Annotated in this window: 15 protein-coding genes and 1 other RNA gene; 7 read left to right on the plus strand and 9 right to left on the minus strand. The window is 70.7% G+C overall.

Annotated features, from left to right (window positions below):
* Positions 1-390 precede the first annotated feature (390 nt).
* Entirely contained in the window at positions 391-783 is a 393-nt protein-coding gene (locus tag ACIQD6_RS12585; RefSeq protein ID WP_401881235.1) for a hypothetical protein, read from the plus strand.
* A gap of 209 nt (positions 784-992) precedes the next feature.
* Here the strand turns inward: ACIQD6_RS12585 and ACIQD6_RS12590 are convergent, their stop codons facing one another.
* The 3 genes from ACIQD6_RS12590 to ACIQD6_RS12600 form a co-directional block, all read right to left on the minus strand.
* Entirely contained in the window at positions 993-1718 is a 726-nt protein-coding gene (locus tag ACIQD6_RS12590; protein ID WP_401881236.1) for an ABC transporter permease, read from the minus strand.
* Entirely contained in the window at positions 1718-2644 is a 927-nt protein-coding gene (locus tag ACIQD6_RS12595) for an ATP-binding cassette domain-containing protein (RefSeq protein ID WP_401881720.1), read from the minus strand. Before ACIQD6_RS12595 ends, ACIQD6_RS12590 begins: the two co-directional genes overlap by 1 nt.
* 567 nt (positions 2645-3211) lie before the next feature.
* Positions 3212-4672 carry a hypothetical protein gene (locus ACIQD6_RS12600; RefSeq protein WP_401881238.1) on the minus strand — a complete coding sequence of 487 codons (1461 nt, stop codon included), beginning with the start codon at positions 4670-4672 and terminating at the stop codon, positions 3212-3214.
* A gap of 265 nt (positions 4673-4937) precedes the next feature.
* Here ACIQD6_RS12600 and ACIQD6_RS12605 point away from each other — a divergent pair, with 265 nt between their 5' ends.
* From ACIQD6_RS12605 to ACIQD6_RS12625, 5 genes are all read left to right on the plus strand, one after another.
* Positions 4938-6014: an ABC transporter substrate-binding protein gene (locus tag ACIQD6_RS12605; protein ID WP_401881240.1), complete on the plus strand. Its 1077-nt coding sequence runs from the start codon at positions 4938-4940 to the stop codon at positions 6012-6014.
* 268 nt (positions 6015-6282) lie between these two features.
* The gene (locus ACIQD6_RS12610; RefSeq protein WP_401881242.1) at positions 6283-7305 is read left to right on the plus strand and encodes a Nif3-like dinuclear metal center hexameric protein; all 1023 of its coding nucleotides are present in this window, start codon (positions 6283-6285) and stop codon (positions 7303-7305) included.
* Complete coding sequence (locus tag ACIQD6_RS12615) at positions 7302-8045, plus strand: zinc ribbon domain-containing protein (RefSeq protein WP_401881722.1); 744 nt, start codon at positions 7302-7304, stop codon at positions 8043-8045. The genes ACIQD6_RS12610 and ACIQD6_RS12615 overlap by 4 nt, the downstream gene beginning before the upstream one ends.
* A 3-nt stretch (positions 8046-8048) precedes the next feature.
* Positions 8049-9437, plus strand: coding sequence for a bifunctional RNase H/acid phosphatase (locus tag ACIQD6_RS12620; protein ID WP_401881244.1), 1389 nt, complete (start codon positions 8049-8051; stop codon positions 9435-9437).
* An 89-nt stretch (positions 9438-9526) separates the two neighbouring features.
* Positions 9527-10222 (plus strand): TetR/AcrR family transcriptional regulator, encoded by a 696-nt coding sequence (locus ACIQD6_RS12625; RefSeq protein ID WP_401881246.1) that lies wholly within the window; start codon positions 9527-9529, stop codon positions 10220-10222.
* A 62-nt stretch (positions 10223-10284) separates the two neighbouring features.
* Here the strand turns inward: ACIQD6_RS12625 and ACIQD6_RS12630 are convergent, their stop codons facing one another.
* The 4 genes from ACIQD6_RS12630 to ACIQD6_RS12645 all read right to left on the minus strand — a co-directional run bounded on the left by ACIQD6_RS12630 (position 10285) and on the right by ACIQD6_RS12645 (position 13473).
* A complete protein-coding gene (locus ACIQD6_RS12630) occupies positions 10285-10908 on the minus strand; it encodes a bifunctional 4-hydroxy-2-oxoglutarate aldolase/2-dehydro-3-deoxy-phosphogluconate aldolase (protein WP_401881248.1) in 624 nt (207 codons plus the stop codon).
* A 98-nt stretch (positions 10909-11006) separates the two neighbouring features.
* Positions 11007-11813 carry a peroxide stress protein YaaA gene (yaaA, locus tag ACIQD6_RS12635; protein WP_401881250.1) on the minus strand — a complete coding sequence of 269 codons (807 nt, stop codon included), beginning with the start codon at positions 11811-11813 and terminating at the stop codon, positions 11007-11009.
* Between the two features lie 74 nt (positions 11814-11887).
* Positions 11888-12730 carry a hypothetical protein gene (locus tag ACIQD6_RS12640; protein ID WP_401881252.1) on the minus strand — a complete coding sequence of 281 codons (843 nt, stop codon included), beginning with the start codon at positions 12728-12730 and terminating at the stop codon, positions 11888-11890.
* The gene (locus ACIQD6_RS12645; RefSeq protein WP_401881254.1) at positions 12727-13473 is read right to left on the minus strand and encodes a MerR family transcriptional regulator; all 747 of its coding nucleotides are present in this window, start codon (positions 13471-13473) and stop codon (positions 12727-12729) included. The genes ACIQD6_RS12640 and ACIQD6_RS12645 overlap by 4 nt, the downstream gene beginning before the upstream one ends.
* 164 nt (positions 13474-13637) lie before the next feature.
* On the opposite strand from ACIQD6_RS12645, the gene rnpB reads away from it, so the two are divergent.
* An RNA gene (rnpB, locus tag ACIQD6_RS12650) (RNase P RNA component class A) lies at positions 13638-14038 on the plus strand.
* Positions 14039-14388: 350 nt separating this feature from the next.
* Here rnpB and ACIQD6_RS12655 read toward each other — a convergent pair.
* Positions 14389-14853: a Fic/DOC family protein gene (locus tag ACIQD6_RS12655; RefSeq protein ID WP_401881256.1), complete on the minus strand. Its 465-nt coding sequence runs from the start codon at positions 14851-14853 to the stop codon at positions 14389-14391.
* Positions 14850-15200, minus strand: coding sequence for a type II toxin-antitoxin system Phd/YefM family antitoxin (locus ACIQD6_RS12660; RefSeq protein WP_401881258.1), 351 nt, complete (start codon positions 15198-15200; stop codon positions 14850-14852). The genes ACIQD6_RS12655 and ACIQD6_RS12660 overlap by 4 nt, the downstream gene beginning before the upstream one ends.
* Positions 15201-15449 lie beyond the last annotated feature (249 nt).

The raw sequence follows: 15449 nt of genomic DNA on the forward strand, positions 1-15449 counted from the left end.
CGTTCGCCTCGTTCGTCCGAGCCGTCCGTTGCGGCGAGTTCGGCGTCAGCTGAACAGATCCACAGCACCGGGCCCCGCTACTCGTCTCAAGCAAATCTTGAGTGGCGGGGCTTTGGCATGGCGTCCAAGTGGCAAGCCTGCCTGGCGAGTTGGCCAGCGAATCCCGTAGCCTTATTGAATTCTGAAGAATTACCCCGGCGGGGGAATTAAACGAGCTGGCGCAGATACGCCATTGTTCATACTGTGCCGCCCCTCGTACGGGTGATAGTCGCCAACTCCTCTAGCTGATGGGTCATTTGGCGTGCCATAAAGGGGGTGTGCGAATGGCGAGGTTCCTCTTCCCTTCTCTCCGTTCGCCTTCTCTCAAGAAAAGAGGAAGTCATGCGTCAAATGCGCATCAAGGCCAAGGGGGTCGCGGTATTCGCTGCGCTCGCGGTCGCCGGCACCGGAGTTGTGGCGGCCACCTCGGCATCGTCCGCCACCGAGACACCCGCCTCCGTCGAGCGGACGGTCGCCGAGGCGAAGGCGCCTGCGGCGGCCCGCTATACGGTCGCTCTCAAGAAAAACGTCAGCGCTGCGAATATCCGTATAAGTACGGTCGAAGACTCACGCAACAACTTGTGGGGCACCGTCCTGAGAGGTACGAAATTCTATGTGGCGTGCTGGATCCCGAAGGGGCAGGACGGACAAGACTGGTTCCGGCTCTACTACGACGACGTGGAGACTCGCTACGTCCTGAGTGAATGGATCAACGAGGGGTCGCAGAAGATCCCGAAGTGCTAGACGATTCATCGCCCTTCGCGGCAGCGGTAAGAATACCGTTCAAGGAGCTCTGACGGCTCCTTCGGCTGACCGGGGTCATCGGTGCATCTGGCGGTGCGGTGGTGAATCCCATGGTGCGTCGGATCATCGGTGGGCGGTTCGGTGGTCCGGCGCTTCAATTCAATTGTCCATCGACTCAATTGTCCATCGACTCCGGACTTTTCCTGGTATCAAGAGGTCCTCGCCGCCCTGCGGTACGAGACCACCGCGTACGAACCGAACACGAGCACCCAGCCCATCAGCACCACGATCGTGGTGGCGCCGGGGGCCGTGCCGTGTGTGGTGGACCAGCCCAGGTCGGCGAAGCGGTTGGCGGGGGTGTACACGGCGAGCGAGCGCAGCCAGCCCGGGAAGGCGTCGACCGGGAACCAGAGTCCGCCGATCACGGCCAGGCCCATCAGGCAGCCCGTGTTCACCACGCCGGTCGTCTGGGCGGAGAGCCGGTAGCCGTTGCCGATGCCGAGCAGGGTGAAGGGGAGCGCGCCCGCCCATAGCAGGGTGATCAGGGCGGCCCACTGCCAGAGGCCGAGCCGTACACCGTTGATCAGGCCGCCCGCGAGGAGGACGGCGAGCACCGCAGGGAGTACGGTCACCGAGCCCGCGATCGCCCGGCCCAGCACCACCTGCCGGTGCGGCATCGGGGTGATCCGCAACTGGCGCAGCCAGCCGAGGGACTTGTCCTCGGCGATACCGGTGCCGGTGCTCATGGCCGCGCCGAGCGCCCCGTACGCGGCCATGCCGACCATGGAGGCGGTCTTCCAACTGTCGTCGTCGGACCCGGCCCCGGCCACGTTGGTGAAGAGCAGATACATCAGGACCGGCATCCCGGCGCCGAAGATGACGAAGCCGGGGTCGCGCAGCGTCCGGCGGACTTCGAGCTTGACGTACTTCAACATCACGCCGCCTCCTTCGTGGACGCGGTGGCGGTCGTGCCCGTGCCCGTACCCGTACCCGTGGTCGTATTCGTGAGCTTCAAGAAGGCGTCTTCCAGGGTCGCCGGGGTCACTTCGAGCCCGCGTATCGCGTCGAGTCCGGCGAGGGCGACGACCGTGGCGTCGGAGTCGTCCGTACGGAGCAGGGCCCGGCCGCCGCGTACCTCGACCGAGCCGACACCGGGCAGGAGGCCGAACTCCTCGGTGGTGCGGCCCGCCAGGTCGACGGAGACGAGATGGCCGCCGGCCGCGCTCTTGATCAGCTCGCTGGTGCCGTCCGCGACGATCCGGCCGTGGTCGATGACGACGATCCGGTCGGCGTTGGCGTCGGCCTCCTCCAGGTAATGCGTGGAGAAGAGCACGGTGTTGCCGCGCTCGGCGTAGGCGCGCATGGAGGTCCAGAAGGCGCGGCGGGCCTCCACGTCGAGGGCGGCGGTGGGTTCGTCGAGGACGATCAGTTCCGGGCTGCCGGCCAGCGCGACCGCGAACCTGACGCGTTGCAGCTGGCCGCCGGAGAGTCTGTCGACGCGACGGTCCGCGTATTCGGTGAGTCCGGCGAGGTCGAGCGACTCGGCGACGGGCAGCGGGCGGGGGAAGGTGCTCGCGACGAACGCGACCAGTTCCCGCACGGTCACCCGCTTGATCGGCCGGGCGTCCTGGAGCATCGCCCCGACTTGCCCGGCCGCCACGGCCCGCGCGGGTGGCCCGCCGAAGAGCCGTACCGTCCCGGCGTCGGGCTCGTCCAGGCCGAGGAGCATGCCGATGGTGGTCGACTTGCCCGCGCCGTTGCGGCCGAGCAGCGCGACGGTCTCGCCGCGCGGGATGCCCAGGTCGACGCCGTCGACGGCCCGTACAGCGCCGAAGTTCTTGATCACACCGGTGAAGCTCACGGCGCTCGCCCCGTTCGCCGAGCTCCCCGCGTTCGCCACGCTCGCGGCGTTCACCGCGTCTGCTGTTCGCGTCATGCCCCCGACGCTACGGAGTGGGCCCGGTGCTGCGGAAGCCTCGCATATACGAACTCGACCGGTACAAATGTCACTCCTTCGAGCGCGGGACGCGGCGGGAACGTCGAGAGGCCACCGCGGGTGCACCGCGGCGGCCTCTCGACGTCCGGCCTCGGATCCTCGGATCAGGCCGCTTTGCTGCTTTCCGATTGTCCCGGGCGGCGGTGGCGGCCGTACGCGGGAGTCGCTGAGTCCTCCGTCGGTGCCGCACCCCCTCGGTGCTTTCCGAGACCGCCGATGCCGTCCTGGTCGGCGTCCGCTCCCTGCGGGCGCCCCTGGGTCGTGTCGGTTCGGGCTTCAGACATGTTGGGAAGTCACCCCGTCGTGATCGCTTACTTGTGTGACGCAGGGCCCCGGCCGCTTCCGTACCGCCCTCCAGCATGGCGGTACGCGTCCACATCACCGTCACCGACAAGTGCCCGGTCGGTACGGCGGCGCAGCCCCGGCGAAAGTCTAGCCAGATGCTTCGCGGTCCGTGAGGGGCGCCTGCTGCAAGGGAATGGGCCTGCAGGGGATAGGAGTCTGTGGGGCGGCGTACGGTTCCCGGCCCGGCGATTCCGGTTGTGCCGGTTTCGCGGACAGCCCCGGACCGGCGGACAGCCTCGGACCGGACACGGGATCCGGTGCGTCAGCGGCTCCGGGACACGGCTCCGGTACGGCACCCGCTCCAGGGCATGGCTCCGGTGGAGCGCCCGCTCCGTGGCCCGGCTCCGGCAGCGGCATGTCCACCGGGGCCATGAGCCGCGACACCCCGCACGGCACCGACCCCGTCGCGTACGGCAGTCGCAGTTCGCCCTCCCGGGTCCACAGCCCGGCCCCCGCCAGCCACCCGTCCGGCGCGGGCAGTTGATGCAGTTGCCGGCCCGCCGGCCGCCACACCCCCACCCAGCTGCCCGCCACCCCGTTGTCCGTCACGCCGTCGATCCGCAGCGCCACCGCGCAGCTCTCCGGCGTCAGTACCTGCCCCGGTTGTACGGCGAACGGCGTCACCGTACGGCCCCCCGGCCGCAGGCACTCGGGGAAGCGCACCGGCATCCGGCTCCCGAGCACTCCCCAGCCCAGCCGGTCGTGCCCCGGCGCGTCCGAGCGGATCAGCAGCAGGCCGCTGTCCGGATCCGCCAGCAGCAGCCGGTCGTTGCTCTCGTCGGTGATCTGGAGGAGCGGAGTCGCCTCGCCGCCCCGTTCCAGGTCGATGGCGACGGCCTTCACCACGCCGTCGTGATCCTCGCGGTCCAGGGCCAGTATCCGACCCGTACGGTCGAGCCAGGCGCCGCCCGAGCAGCGGCCCGGCACCTCGGCGACCCGCTCGGGGCCGAAGGCGCTGCCCGCCACCAGCCAGATCGTGGTGGAGTGCGCGCCGACCGAGAGCGCGTACGCGCGGCGGCCGTCCGGCGACGGCGGCAGGAGCGTCAGCTCCGCGTACTCGTCCTCGCAGCCGACCGCGCCCACCGGCAGTTGGCCCGTCCCCCGCCCGGCCGGGTAGAGGAGGGAGAAGTCGTGCCGGTCCGCCACCCGGCGCCGGATGAGCACCCGCCCGTCCGCCAGGGGCAGCACATCGGTGTCGGGCTCCTCGGGCTGGTCGAGGGGGAGGGGTACGGCGTACGGCTCGGGTCCGTCGAGGGTCCAGCGCTCCGGGAACCACGCGTCCGCGCTGCCGCCGCCGTATCCGCATCCACTGCCGTATCCACCGCTGTCCCCGCCGCCGTAGGCACTGCCGCCGTAGGCGCTGCCGTATCCACCGGTGGTCGGGCCGTCCGGGGGCGATGCGCCGAGCGTCAGCCGCGCGGCGTAGGCCCCGTTCGCCGTGATCGCGAACTCCGCACGCCGGGCCGCCTCGCGTGCCGCTCCGTGCGCGGTGTCGCGTGCCGGTCCGGTCCCGCCCTCGGTAGCCGTCTCGGTAGCACAGGCCGTCATCGGTTGGTCACCTCCGGCGACGAAACTAGTTTTCGCACTTCCTGCCGAACAACACGTGCCTCGTCACTTCACACATAAGGGTGGCCGCCACGGCATTCACCTGAGAGCGCGGGGCGGGTGTGCTGCCCGATGACGTTCGCTTAAGGTAAGGCCTGCCTAAGTAACCTCACTGGGCACTGTCCTGCACCGCTACTGAGCACCGTCCTGCACCGCTCTTGTCCGCTCTGCACGCCGTGCTCGGCCTCGCTCACCGGGAGCACGAAGCATGTCCATATCCCTGTCGACATCTCTCGCCCGATCGGCAAGACGCCGTGGCGCGGCGGCCGTTGTCGCCCTCGCCGTCGCGTTCTCCCTCGCGGCCTGCGGAGGTGGCTCCTCCGGTGGTGACTCCGCCGCGTCCGGCGGTGACGGTGACGGCGGCGGCAAGAAGGCCGCCGTGGCCACCGGCGGCAAGGACTTCGCCGACGCGGCCAAGAAGACGGCCGCGTACGGGACCGACGCCGAGCCGGGCCGGTTCCCGCGCACGATCACGCACGCCATGGGCACAACGGAGTTGAAGAAGCGCCCGGAGCGGGTCGTCGTGCTGGACGTCGGTGAGTTCGACAACGTCGTGTCGCTCGGCATCAAGCCCGTCGGCTACGCCCCGACCGAGGGCGACGAGGGCATTCCGGGCTATCTGAAGAAGGGTGCGGGCAGCCCGAAGGACGTCGGCACCATCAACAACCTCAATCTTGAGGCGATCGCGGGCCTGAAGCCCGACCTCATCCTCGGCAGCCAGCTGCGCGCGGCCGACAAGTACAAGGAGCTGTCGGCGATCGCTCCGACGGTCTTCTCGATCCGGCCGGGCTTCACCTGGAAGGAGAACTACCTCCTGAACGCCCAGGCGTTGGACCGTACCGCCGGGGCGAAGGCCGCGCTCACCGCGTACGACAAGAAGGTGGCCGCCCTCTCCGCCGACATCGGCCCGGACAAGCCGACCGTCTCGATGGTGCGCTACATGCCGGACCGGCTGCGGCTGTACGCGAAGGCGTCCTTCATCGGCACGGTCCTCGACGACGTCGGCCTGCCGCGCCCCGAGAACCAGCAGGTCGAGGATCTCGCCGTGGAGATCAGCCCGGAGAAGATCGACGACGCGGACGCCGACTGGATCTTCACCGGGGTGTACGGCGACCCGGAGAAGACCGGGCGGGACAGCGCGCGTTCCAACCCGCTGTGGAAGAACCTGAACGCGGTCAAGGACGGCCGGGCCAAGGACGTGCGGGACGAGACCTGGTACCTGGGTCTGGGCGTGACGGCGGCCGGCCTGGTGCTGGACGATCTCCGCGGCTACCTGGCCAAGTGACGGACGGGGTACGGAGCGTGGCGGGGCGCGAGACGGTTCCGTGGGGTACGGCCTGAGCCGGTACCGCCCGAGCGGGTACGGGACCGGCCCCCGGCGGGAGACGGTCCGCGGCCGTATCGGCGGTGCCGTCGGCTGCCGTGCCGGCGGCGGTATCGGCCAGGGCGTCGGCCAGGGTGTCGGCAGTCGCCGCATGCTGGTCCAGGCCCCGGTCCGCAGGCCCGTCCAAGCCCTGGCCGGACGGGTACACGAGGCAGGTAGCCTTTGCACCGTGCCTTCCGTGTCTTCCGTCCCCTCAGCGCCTCGTCCGGCCGCGCCCCGGCTGTCCGACGTACTCGCCGCGCTCGATGCCCTCTGGCCCCCCGAGCGCGCCGAACAGTGGGATGCCGTCGGCACGGTCTGCGGTGATCCCGACGCCCCGGTGACCCGCGTCCTGTTCGCCGTCGACCCCGTGCAGGACATCGCCGACGAGGCCGTACGGCTCGGCGCCGACCTGATCGTCACGCACCATCCGCTCTATCTGCGCGGTACGACGACGGTCGCGGCGTCCACGTTCAAGGGCCGCGTCGTGCACACCCTCATCAAGAACGACATCGCGCTGCATGTCGCCCACACGAACGCCGACACCGCCGATCCCGGTGTCTCCGACGCCCTCGCGGGCGCGCTGGACCTGCGGATCGTGGGACCCCTCGTACCGGATCCCACCGACGCCTCCGGGCGGCGCGGCCTGGGCCGGATCTGCGAGCTGGACCGTCCCGCGACCCTCCGCGACTTCGCCGCGCGCGTCGCGCACCGGCTGCCCGCCACCGCGCAGGGCATCCGGATCGCCGGTGACCTGGACGCCCTCGTCCGTACGGTCGCGGTCAGTGGCGGCTCCGGCGACAGCCTCTTCGACCAGGTCAGGGCGGCGGGTGTGGATGTGTTCCTCACCGCCGATCTGCGCCACCACCCGGCCTCCGAGGCTGTCGCGCAGGCCGTTTCCCAGGCCGCTGCCCAGACTGGCCCGTCGGCTGCCTCCCTGGTTGCCTCCCCGGCTGGTTCCCCGGCTGTTTCCCTGGCTGGTTCCGCCCCCTCGGAGTCCCCGCAGGACTCGCCGCCCCCGCGGCACTCACCGCTGGGACTGATCGACGCCGCGCACTGGGCCACCGAGTGGCCCTGGTGCGAGCAGGCCGCCGCCCAGCTCGATGAGATTTCCGACCGCCATGGCTGGGACCTGCGGGTCCACGTCTCGAAGACGGTCACCGATCCCTGGTCCGCCCATCTAGCCCCCGCCACCTCAGGAGCCCCCAACTGAACGCCGCGCCCGCCGACCAGATCCGACTCCTCGACGTCCAGGCCCTCGACGTACGACTGTCGCAGCTCTCTCACAAGCGCAGCTCGCTGCCCGAGCACGCCGAGATCGAGTCGCTCACCAAGGACCTCGCCCAGCTGCGTTCCCTGCTGGTCGCCGCGTCGACCGAGGAGAGCGACACCGCCCGCGAGCAGACCAAGGCGGAGCAGGACGTCGACCAGGTGCGCCAGCGCGCCGTACGCGACCAGCAGCGGCTGGACTCCGGCACGGTCACCTCGCCCAAGGACCTGGAGAACCTCCAGCGCGAGATCGTCTCGCTCGCCAAGCGGCAGGGCGATCTGGAGGACGTCGTCCTCGAAGTCATGGAGCGCCGCGAGTCCGCGCAGGAGCGGGTCGCCGAACTGACGGAACGTGTCTCCGCCGTCCAGGCCAAGGCCGACGACGCGGCCACGCGCCGCGACACCGCCGTCGAGGAGCTCGACGGCGAGGCCGCGACGCTCACCAAGGAGCGCGAGGTCGTGGCCGGTTCCGTACCGGCCGATCTGCTCAAGCTGTACGAGAAGCTGCGCGTGCAGCAGGGCGGGGTAGGCGCGGCCCGGCTCTTCCGGCGGCGCTGCGAGGGCTGCCAGCTGGAGCTGAACATCACCGAGGTCAACGAGGTCAAGGCGGCCTCCGCCGACACCGTGCTCCGGTGCGAGAACTGCCGCCGCATCCTGGTCCGCACCGCCGACTCGGGCCTGTAGCCGATGTCCACGTCGATGCCGTCGGAGGCCACGGCACCGAAGCGGGCGGCGGAATTCGTCATCGAGGCCGACGGCGGCTCCCGGGGCAACCCGGGGCCCGCCGGGTACGGCGCGGTCGTGCTCGACCCGGCGACCGGCGAGACGCTGGCCGAGGCCGCCGAGTACATCGGGATCGCCACGAACAACGTTGCCGAGTACAAGGGCCTGGTCGCCGGGCTGAAGGCCGCGAAGGCCCTCGACCCGGCCGCCAGGGTCCATGTCCGGATGGACTCCAAGCTGGTCGTCGAGCAGATGTCGGGGCGCTGGAAGATCAAGCACCCGGACATGAAGCCGCTGGCCGCCGAGGCCGCACGGGTCTTTCCCTCGGGACAGGTGACGTACGAGTGGATCCCGCGCGAGAAGAACAAGCACGCGGACCGGCTGGCCAACGAGGCGATGGACGCGGGCAAGAAGGGCGAGCAGTGGGAGCCGTCGGCGTCCACGGCGGCGCTGGACGCGGGGGCGGCGCGTTCGGCGTCGGCCGCGCGTACAACGACGCCGGGCGCGGAATCCGGCCTGTCGAGTCGGTCCGGTCCGCCCGGTGACGCCGCCGCGGGAGCGGCTCGCGCCCGGGCGGCGATGGCGGGAGCGGGCAGTACGACGTCCCGTACGGCCGGTGGGAACGCGGCCGCAGGGCACGCCACGCAGACGGAGCTGTCCGTCGCCACCGCTCCGGCGGGCGGGACGTCCGAATCGGAGACCTCCGTCGGGTGGGGCGCCTCCGACCTCGGCCCTCCCGCCACCTTCGTACTGCTGCGCCACGGCGAGACCGCCCTCACCCCGTCGAAACGTTTCTCGGGCAGTGGCGGCACCGACCCGGAACTGTCGGCGGTCGGCCGCAGGCAGGCCGAGGACGCCGCCGCCGCGATGGCCGCGCGCGGCACCGTCCAGGAGATCGTCTCCTCACCGCTCAGGCGCTGCCGCGAGACGGCGGCGGCCGTCGCGTCGCGGCTCGGCCTGGACGTCACCATCGAGGAGGGCCTGCGCGAGACGGACTTCGGCGCCTGGGAGGGGATGTCCTTCGGCGAGGTGAAGGAGCGCTACCCCGACGATCTGGACGCCTGGCTCGCCTCACCCGCCGTCGCACCCACCGGCGGTGGCGAGAGCTTCGCGACGGTCGGACGCCGCGTCGAGGCCGCCCGCGACCGGCTGCTGGCTCGCTACCAGGGCCGGACGGTGCTGCTGGTCACGCACGTCACCCCGGTGAAGATCCTGGTCCAACTGGCCCTGGGCGCGCCTCCGGAAGCCCTGTTCCGGATGGAACTGTCAGCGGCCTCGACCTCGGTCGTGGCCTACTACGCGGACGGGAACCCGTCGGTGCGGCTCCTGAACGACACCTCGTATCTGCGCTGACGGTTGAGCCGATCCGCGCTGACGGTTGAGCCGATCCGCGCTGACGGTTGAGCCGAGAGCCGACGGCTGGGAGCAAAGTGAAAGGCATCATGCCCACCGAGTCGCCCCGGACCCAGCGCGCCCGCGTCGGCGCCACCGCCGGAGAGCCGGTACTGCGCGCCGACGCGCTGCACAATCGCCATCGCATCGTCGAGGCGGCCCGCGAGGTTTTCGCCGCACGGGGACTGGACGTGCCGATGGTCGCGATAGCCCGGCGTTCCGGGGTCGGGGTCGCGACGCTCTACCGCCGCTTCCCCACCAAGGAGGCGCTGATCACCGAAGCGTTCGCCGACCAACTCGAAGCGTGCGTATCGGTGGTGGACGACGCGCTCGCCGACCCCGACCCGTGGCGCGGATTCTGCGGGGTCATCGAGAAGGTGTGCGCCATGCACGCCGTCGACCGGGGATTCACCGCCGCGTTCCTCTCGGCGTTCCCCGACGCGATCGACTTCGAGCGTGAACGCGCCCGCGCCGAGGAGGGGTTCGCCCTGCTGGCACAGCGCGCCAAGGACGCCGGGCGGCTGCGTGCCGACTTCGTCCAGGACGACCTCATGATGCTGCTCATGGCCAACAGCGGCCTGGTCACCACGTCCGACGAGGCGGCGCTGGCCGCGTCCCGCCGGTTCGTTGCCTACCTGCTCCACTCCTTCCGCGCCGAACACGCCGATCAGGCAGGCCCGTTGCCGCCGTCGACCCCGCTCGACCCGCGCCACGTGTTCTGTCCGCCGGACCCCGATTCGCCGTGAAGCGCGTTCCCTCATGGGGTACGCCCTGTGGGGGTACGCCCTTGTGGGATACGCCCTTGTGATTACGACGGGTCGCGCAGCGTCGATGCCTCGCGGGCCAGCGCCTCGACCCGGGCCCAGTCCTTCGCGGCCAGCGCGTCCGCCGGGACCATCCACGTACCGCCGACGCAGCCCACGTTGGGCAGTGACAGATACGACGGGGCCGACGCCGCCGTGATCCCGCCGGTGGGGCAGAAGCGGGCCCGGGGGAGCGGGCTGGAAAGAGACTTCAGGTAGGCGGTGCCGCCCGCCGCCTCCGCCGGGAAGAACTTCATCTCCGTCACCCCGCGCTCCAGGAGCGCCACGACCTCCGAGGTGGTCGACACTCCGGGCAGGAACGGTACGCCCGACTCCCGCATCGCGTTCACCAGCGCGTCCGTCCACCCCGGGCTGACCAGGAAGCGCGCGCCCGCCGCCACCGACTCGCTCACGGCGTCGGCCGTGAGCACCGTACCCGCGCCGACCACCGCGTCCGGCACGTCCGCCGCGATCGCCCGGATCGCGTCCAGCGCGACCGGTGTCCGCAGCGTCACCTCGATCGCGGGCAGCCCGCCCGCCACCAGGGCACGGGCGAGCGGTACGGCGTCGGTGGCGTCGTCGAGGACGACGACCGGGATGACGGGGGCAAGGTCAAGGACGGAGGTCATGGCGACATCCTGCCGGGTGTCGGTCATCCTGCGCAATGGCCGTTGCGCAGGATGCAATGCGTGAGCTCGGCTGGGTTCCCCGGGGAGCTCGGCGGACCTCAGTGGATCTCCGTGACCACCACGTCCAGCGCCCACGTCCGGCCCGCCTTCGCCGGAGCCGTCGCCTCGACCACGTACCCGAGATCCCGCAGCGCCTCCACCAGCTCCGCCGGCCCCTTCGGCCGCGCACCCGTCGTGAGCAGGTCCCGCACCAGCCGGCCCTTCGTCGCCTTGTTGAAGTGGCTGACCACCGACCGCTTCTCCACACCCGTCACGGGGTCGGTCTGCGCGTGCAACACCCTTACCGTCGCCGTACGTTCGGCCAGCTCGCCCTTCGGCTTCCACGCGCTCGTGTACGCGGACGAGCGCAGATCCAGCACCGTACCGTCGCCCGCCGCCTCCGGCAGTACGGACGCCATCGGCGCGCGCCAGTACGCGCCGAGTCCGCCGAGTCCCGGCAGTTTGACCCCCATCGAGCAGCGGTACGAGGGGATACGGTCGCCCACCCGTACCGCGCCCCACAGCCCCGAGAAGACCAGCAGCGACGCCGCCGCCCGCCGTCGCGCGGCGGCGTCGAGCGTGGCCAGGTCCAGCGCGTCGTACAGCACCCCGGTGTAGATCTCCCCGGCCGGGCGCGTGCCGGCCGTCCGCAGCTCCACGTTCTTCGCGATCTCGCCGCGCAGCCCCTCGCTCAGGCCGAGGACCTCGCGCGCCTTCTCCTCGTCGGCGGCACACAGCTCCACGAGCTCGTCCAGTACGGCGGTCCGCGCCTCGGTCAGACCCGGCAGGGAGAGGGACTCCGGCTTCAGCGGGGCGCCCCGCCCGGAAGCGGCCTTTCCTTCCGACGGCGGCAACAGCACGAGCACGGTGGTTCTCCTCGCATGATCCAAGAGCGTGATATCTCCGGGGCAGGACGTCAGGCCCCGCGCCAGGGTACGGGTCAGGCCAGGGCCTGTGTGACCGCCTTGACCAGCTCCGGCGCACGGTCGGCGTGGAAGCGGATCACCCGCGCCTGCCCCCGCCGCCCCAGCGGCCGTACGAACGTGACGGGCTCGGTCAGCTCCACCCGTACGGTCGTCTGCCCGCCCACCGCGATGTCCAGGCCGCCGTCGCCGCCGCCTCCGTCGGGATCGAACCGGAGCAGCCCGCCGTCCGACAGACGGTGGTCGACCCGTACGGAAGCGATCAGGGCGGGTTCGACGCGCAGATCGAACAGCGTGCCGTAGCGGATCCTCAACGACCCGTCCGCGCCTGCCACATGGGGCCGGGTCACACAGGCCGCGTGCAGCGCCAGCACCATCACCACCGCGTACACGTCCAGTATCAGCACGATCATGTGTACCACCGGCCACGGGATCACCAGGGCCAGTACCACCGTCTCGACGACGGCGACGAAGAGCAGGCCGTACACCATGGCCGTCTGCGGGCCGGTGTACGGGGCGGGGCGGTCGCCCGCCCCGGCACGTACACCGTGCGGACGCCCCGCGACCCACCGGCCCAGGCCGGCCAGGGCCCGCAGCTCGTGGGTGACCAGCCGCCGTACGGACTCGGGCACGCCCGTACGGACCGCCTCGGCGAACGCGTCCCGCCGCCGGGCCGCGTGGCGCCGGGCGGCCGCGTAGCGCCGGAACAGGATCACGGCTCTCAGCGCGAGGAGCGTGAACACGACGGCCTCGGCGCCGAGAAGTACGGGCCCCGGCACCGACACCCCCGCCAACAGGCAGCCGGCCAGGCCGATTTCGGCGGCGATCACCGCGCAGACCGCCACTGCCGTCCGGGTCATCCCGTGCCCCTCTCCACCAGTGCGTGCATGACGTGCCGTACCACTTCGGCCTGCGCCGGGGGAAAGTCGGCGAGGAGAGCCTCGCCGAATCCCGCGTCGGCCGGCTGCCCGTCCGTCGGTATCGAGGCCAGGACCTCGTCCGGTACGGCCGCCAGCAGGTCCTCGGCGAGGGGGACGACGCGGGGATCGCGGGCAGTGGCGTCGGCGAGTTCGTCCAGCCGCCGGTAGAGGGCGAGGGTCTCCGGATCCTGGGCCAGCGGACGCAGCGCGTCGTAGAGACGGTGACGGCCGTCGCCGCCGCCGGACGCCGTGTCGAGCAGCGTCAGCAGCTCACGGTCCTTGGCGGCGGAGGGGGAACCGGTGGCGGGCAGGCCGCTCAACAGCTGTGCCAGCGCGGGCGATACGGGCCCCTCGGCGGACGGCGGGTTCGCCATCAGCTCCGCGAGCCTGCGGCGCCGGGCCCGGATCTCCGCCTCCTGCCGTGCCAGGTCGGCGTCCAACTCGCCGAGCACCTCCGCGAGCTCACCCCCGGCGTCATCGGCGAGCACGTCCCGTACCTCGTCCAGGCCGAGCCCGAGCTCGGTCAGCCGCCTGATCCGGGCGAGCAGGACGGCGTCCCGGACCGTGTAGTCGCGGTAGCCGTTGGCCCGCCGCGCGGGCTCGGGCAACAGGCCCAAGTGGTGGTAGTGCCGTACCGCACGCGAGGTGACCCCGACGAGTGCGGCTATCTCTCCGATACGCATGACATCAGTAGAGACGTTGACGTTGCGGCAAGGTCAAGCCGCTGAACCGGAGCGAGGTCAAGGGCCGCCGCCCGCATCGGCGTCCACCGGCCGGTCCGGGGGAGGGGCCTGACGCCGATGCGATCAGGCCCCTCCCCGGCGGGTAACATGACCAGCACGGCAGACGAGCCGGGCGGACGGCCGCGTCAAGATCATTGATCTTGCCGAGGAACGTCCGGGCTCCACACGGCAGGGTGGTGGGTAACGCCCACCCGGGGTGACCCGCGGGACAGTGCCACAGAAAACAGACCGCCGGGGATTTCGGTCCCCGGTAAGGGTGAAACGGTGGTGTAAGAGACCACCAGCGTCCAGGGTGACCTGGACGGCTAGGTAAACCCCACCCGGAGCAAGGTCAAGAGGGGCCATCGGCTGATGGCCCTGCGCGGACGACCGAGGGCTGCCCGCCCGAGTCCGCGGGTAGACCGCACGAGACCGGCGGCAACGCCGGTCCTAGATGGATGGCCGTCTCCCCGGCCGCCGCGAGGCGACCGGGCGACAGAACCCGGCGTACAGCCCGACTCGTCTGCCGCCAGGGCCTCTGGCCAGCGAAAGTACTGGTCAGAGGCCCTTTCTCGTAGATCCGGGGGTTTGGTCAGACCCCGCTCCATACCGTTTCAAACCGGACCGCGCGGCTACGTACGTAGCCACCAAGGTAGCCACGCTTCGTCGGGTCGAAGGTGAGGCGTCCACGGAGCTGGGGGGAGGCCCTCCCCGGTCAAGATGCTTGGGTCCGTCCGGAATCCGGTTCGGTGCTAGCCGGAGTGACGGGCGTCAGCTCGTGGTGACCAGCTCGTCGAGCAGCTGCTCCACCAGATTGTTGTCACCGAGGAAGCTCTTCACCGAGGCGTCCTCGTTGCGTTGAGGGTCCATGCCCGATCAGTTCAGCGCGTATCCCGCGTCGGCGCTGAGTTGGGCAAGGAACGCCCGCTGGGCACGGCCGTTGCCCTCGCGGAACGGGTGGAGGACGTTCAGGTCGCCGTACAACGTGGCCAGTTGGATGACGAATTCCTGCCGGGGGAGATTCTGAAGCTGACCGGAGGAGGCGAAACGGCCGAAGACCTCTCCGGCGTAGGGCACCAGGTTTCTCGCCGGGCAGAACGGTGTGCGCTTGGCGATGTTCACGGTGCGTAACTCGCCTGCCCACGGATAGATGTCACCGAAGACCGCGGCATGGAATGCTTGGAGATGGCCGAGGTCGTACGCGCCGGGTAGGGGGCGTTCGGCGAGCATGACGAGGCGCGCCCGGGTGATGTCCGCCTCCGCTGCCGCGAGCAGCTGATGGTCGGTGATACCGAGCTTGTTGCGCAGCACGCCGTTGGGCATGGCGTACGGATCGTTCATCCTGCCCGCCGCTCCGACGTCTGTCGGTGGCGGGCGATCGCGCGGGCGACAAGGGTGTCCACGTCGAGGTCGCCCTTCACGTACGCCTCGGTGTCGCGGTCGGAGGCATTGGAGGCATGGAGCCTCTCAGCCTCGATAGAGCCCGTGGCCGAGGCGACGGCCGCACGTCGTGCCGCTCGGCCGCTCAGCGCCTCGAAGGCCTCCACGGACAGGAGGACGCCCTGGGGCTTGCGGTGGGCGCCGATCAGGATCGGGTCGGCATCCGCGCCGGACTCCGACAGGTCGGTCAGGATCCGCGACAGTCTCGCGCGCGCGTCGCTGACGGTCACGACCTCAGGGATCTCCATGCTGTCACCGTACCCATATAGAGGCTTGATTCTGTACAGATTCTAGTACGGATTCCGGCGAGTGTTCCGCCCCCCGGGCGGCCCTGGAGGTATCCACACCCCGTCCCGGAGGCTGTCACACGGGGCGCCCCCTCACGTAGCCACCAAGGTAGCCACGGAAACGCCCTCCCCGCACGTTTGTGCAGGTCATAGCGTTGCGGTGATTCTCCCCGGCGGACAGCCCGACTCGTCTGCCGCCACCTGCTGCTT

Source organism: Streptomyces sp. NPDC088400 (assembly GCF_044753355.1).
GTDB lineage: Bacteria > Actinomycetota > Actinomycetes > Streptomycetales > Streptomycetaceae > Streptomyces.

Bases quoted from the DNA above. Each gene is read 5' to 3' on its own strand.
- ACIQD6_RS12585 (WP_401881235.1), top strand. From the start codon at position 391: ATGCGCATCAAGGCCAAGGGGGTCGCGGTATTCGCTGCGCTCGCGGTC.
- ACIQD6_RS12590 (WP_401881236.1), bottom strand. From the start codon at position 1,718: ATGTTGAAGTACGTCAAGCTCGAAGTCCGCCGGACGCTGCGCGACCCC.
- ACIQD6_RS12600 (WP_401881238.1), bottom strand. From the start codon at position 4,672: ATGACGGCCTGTGCTACCGAGACGGCTACCGAGGGCGGGACCGGACCG.
- ACIQD6_RS12605 (WP_401881240.1), top strand. From the start codon at position 4,938: ATGTCCATATCCCTGTCGACATCTCTCGCCCGATCGGCAAGACGCCGT.
- ACIQD6_RS12620 (WP_401881244.1), top strand. From the start codon at position 8,049: ATGTCCACGTCGATGCCGTCGGAGGCCACGGCACCGAAGCGGGCGGCG.
- ACIQD6_RS12625 (WP_401881246.1), top strand. From the start codon at position 9,527: ATGCCCACCGAGTCGCCCCGGACCCAGCGCGCCCGCGTCGGCGCCACC.
- ACIQD6_RS12630 (WP_401881248.1), bottom strand. From the start codon at position 10,908: ATGACCTCCGTCCTTGACCTTGCCCCCGTCATCCCGGTCGTCGTCCTC.
- ACIQD6_RS12640 (WP_401881252.1), bottom strand. From the start codon at position 12,730: ATGACCCGGACGGCAGTGGCGGTCTGCGCGGTGATCGCCGCCGAAATC.
- ACIQD6_RS12645 (WP_401881254.1), bottom strand. From the start codon at position 13,473: ATGCGTATCGGAGAGATAGCCGCACTCGTCGGGGTCACCTCGCGTGCG.
- ACIQD6_RS12655 (WP_401881256.1), bottom strand. From the start codon at position 14,853: ATGAACGATCCGTACGCCATGCCCAACGGCGTGCTGCGCAACAAGCTC.
- ACIQD6_RS12660 (WP_401881258.1), bottom strand. From the start codon at position 15,200: ATGGAGATCCCTGAGGTCGTGACCGTCAGCGACGCGCGCGCGAGACTG.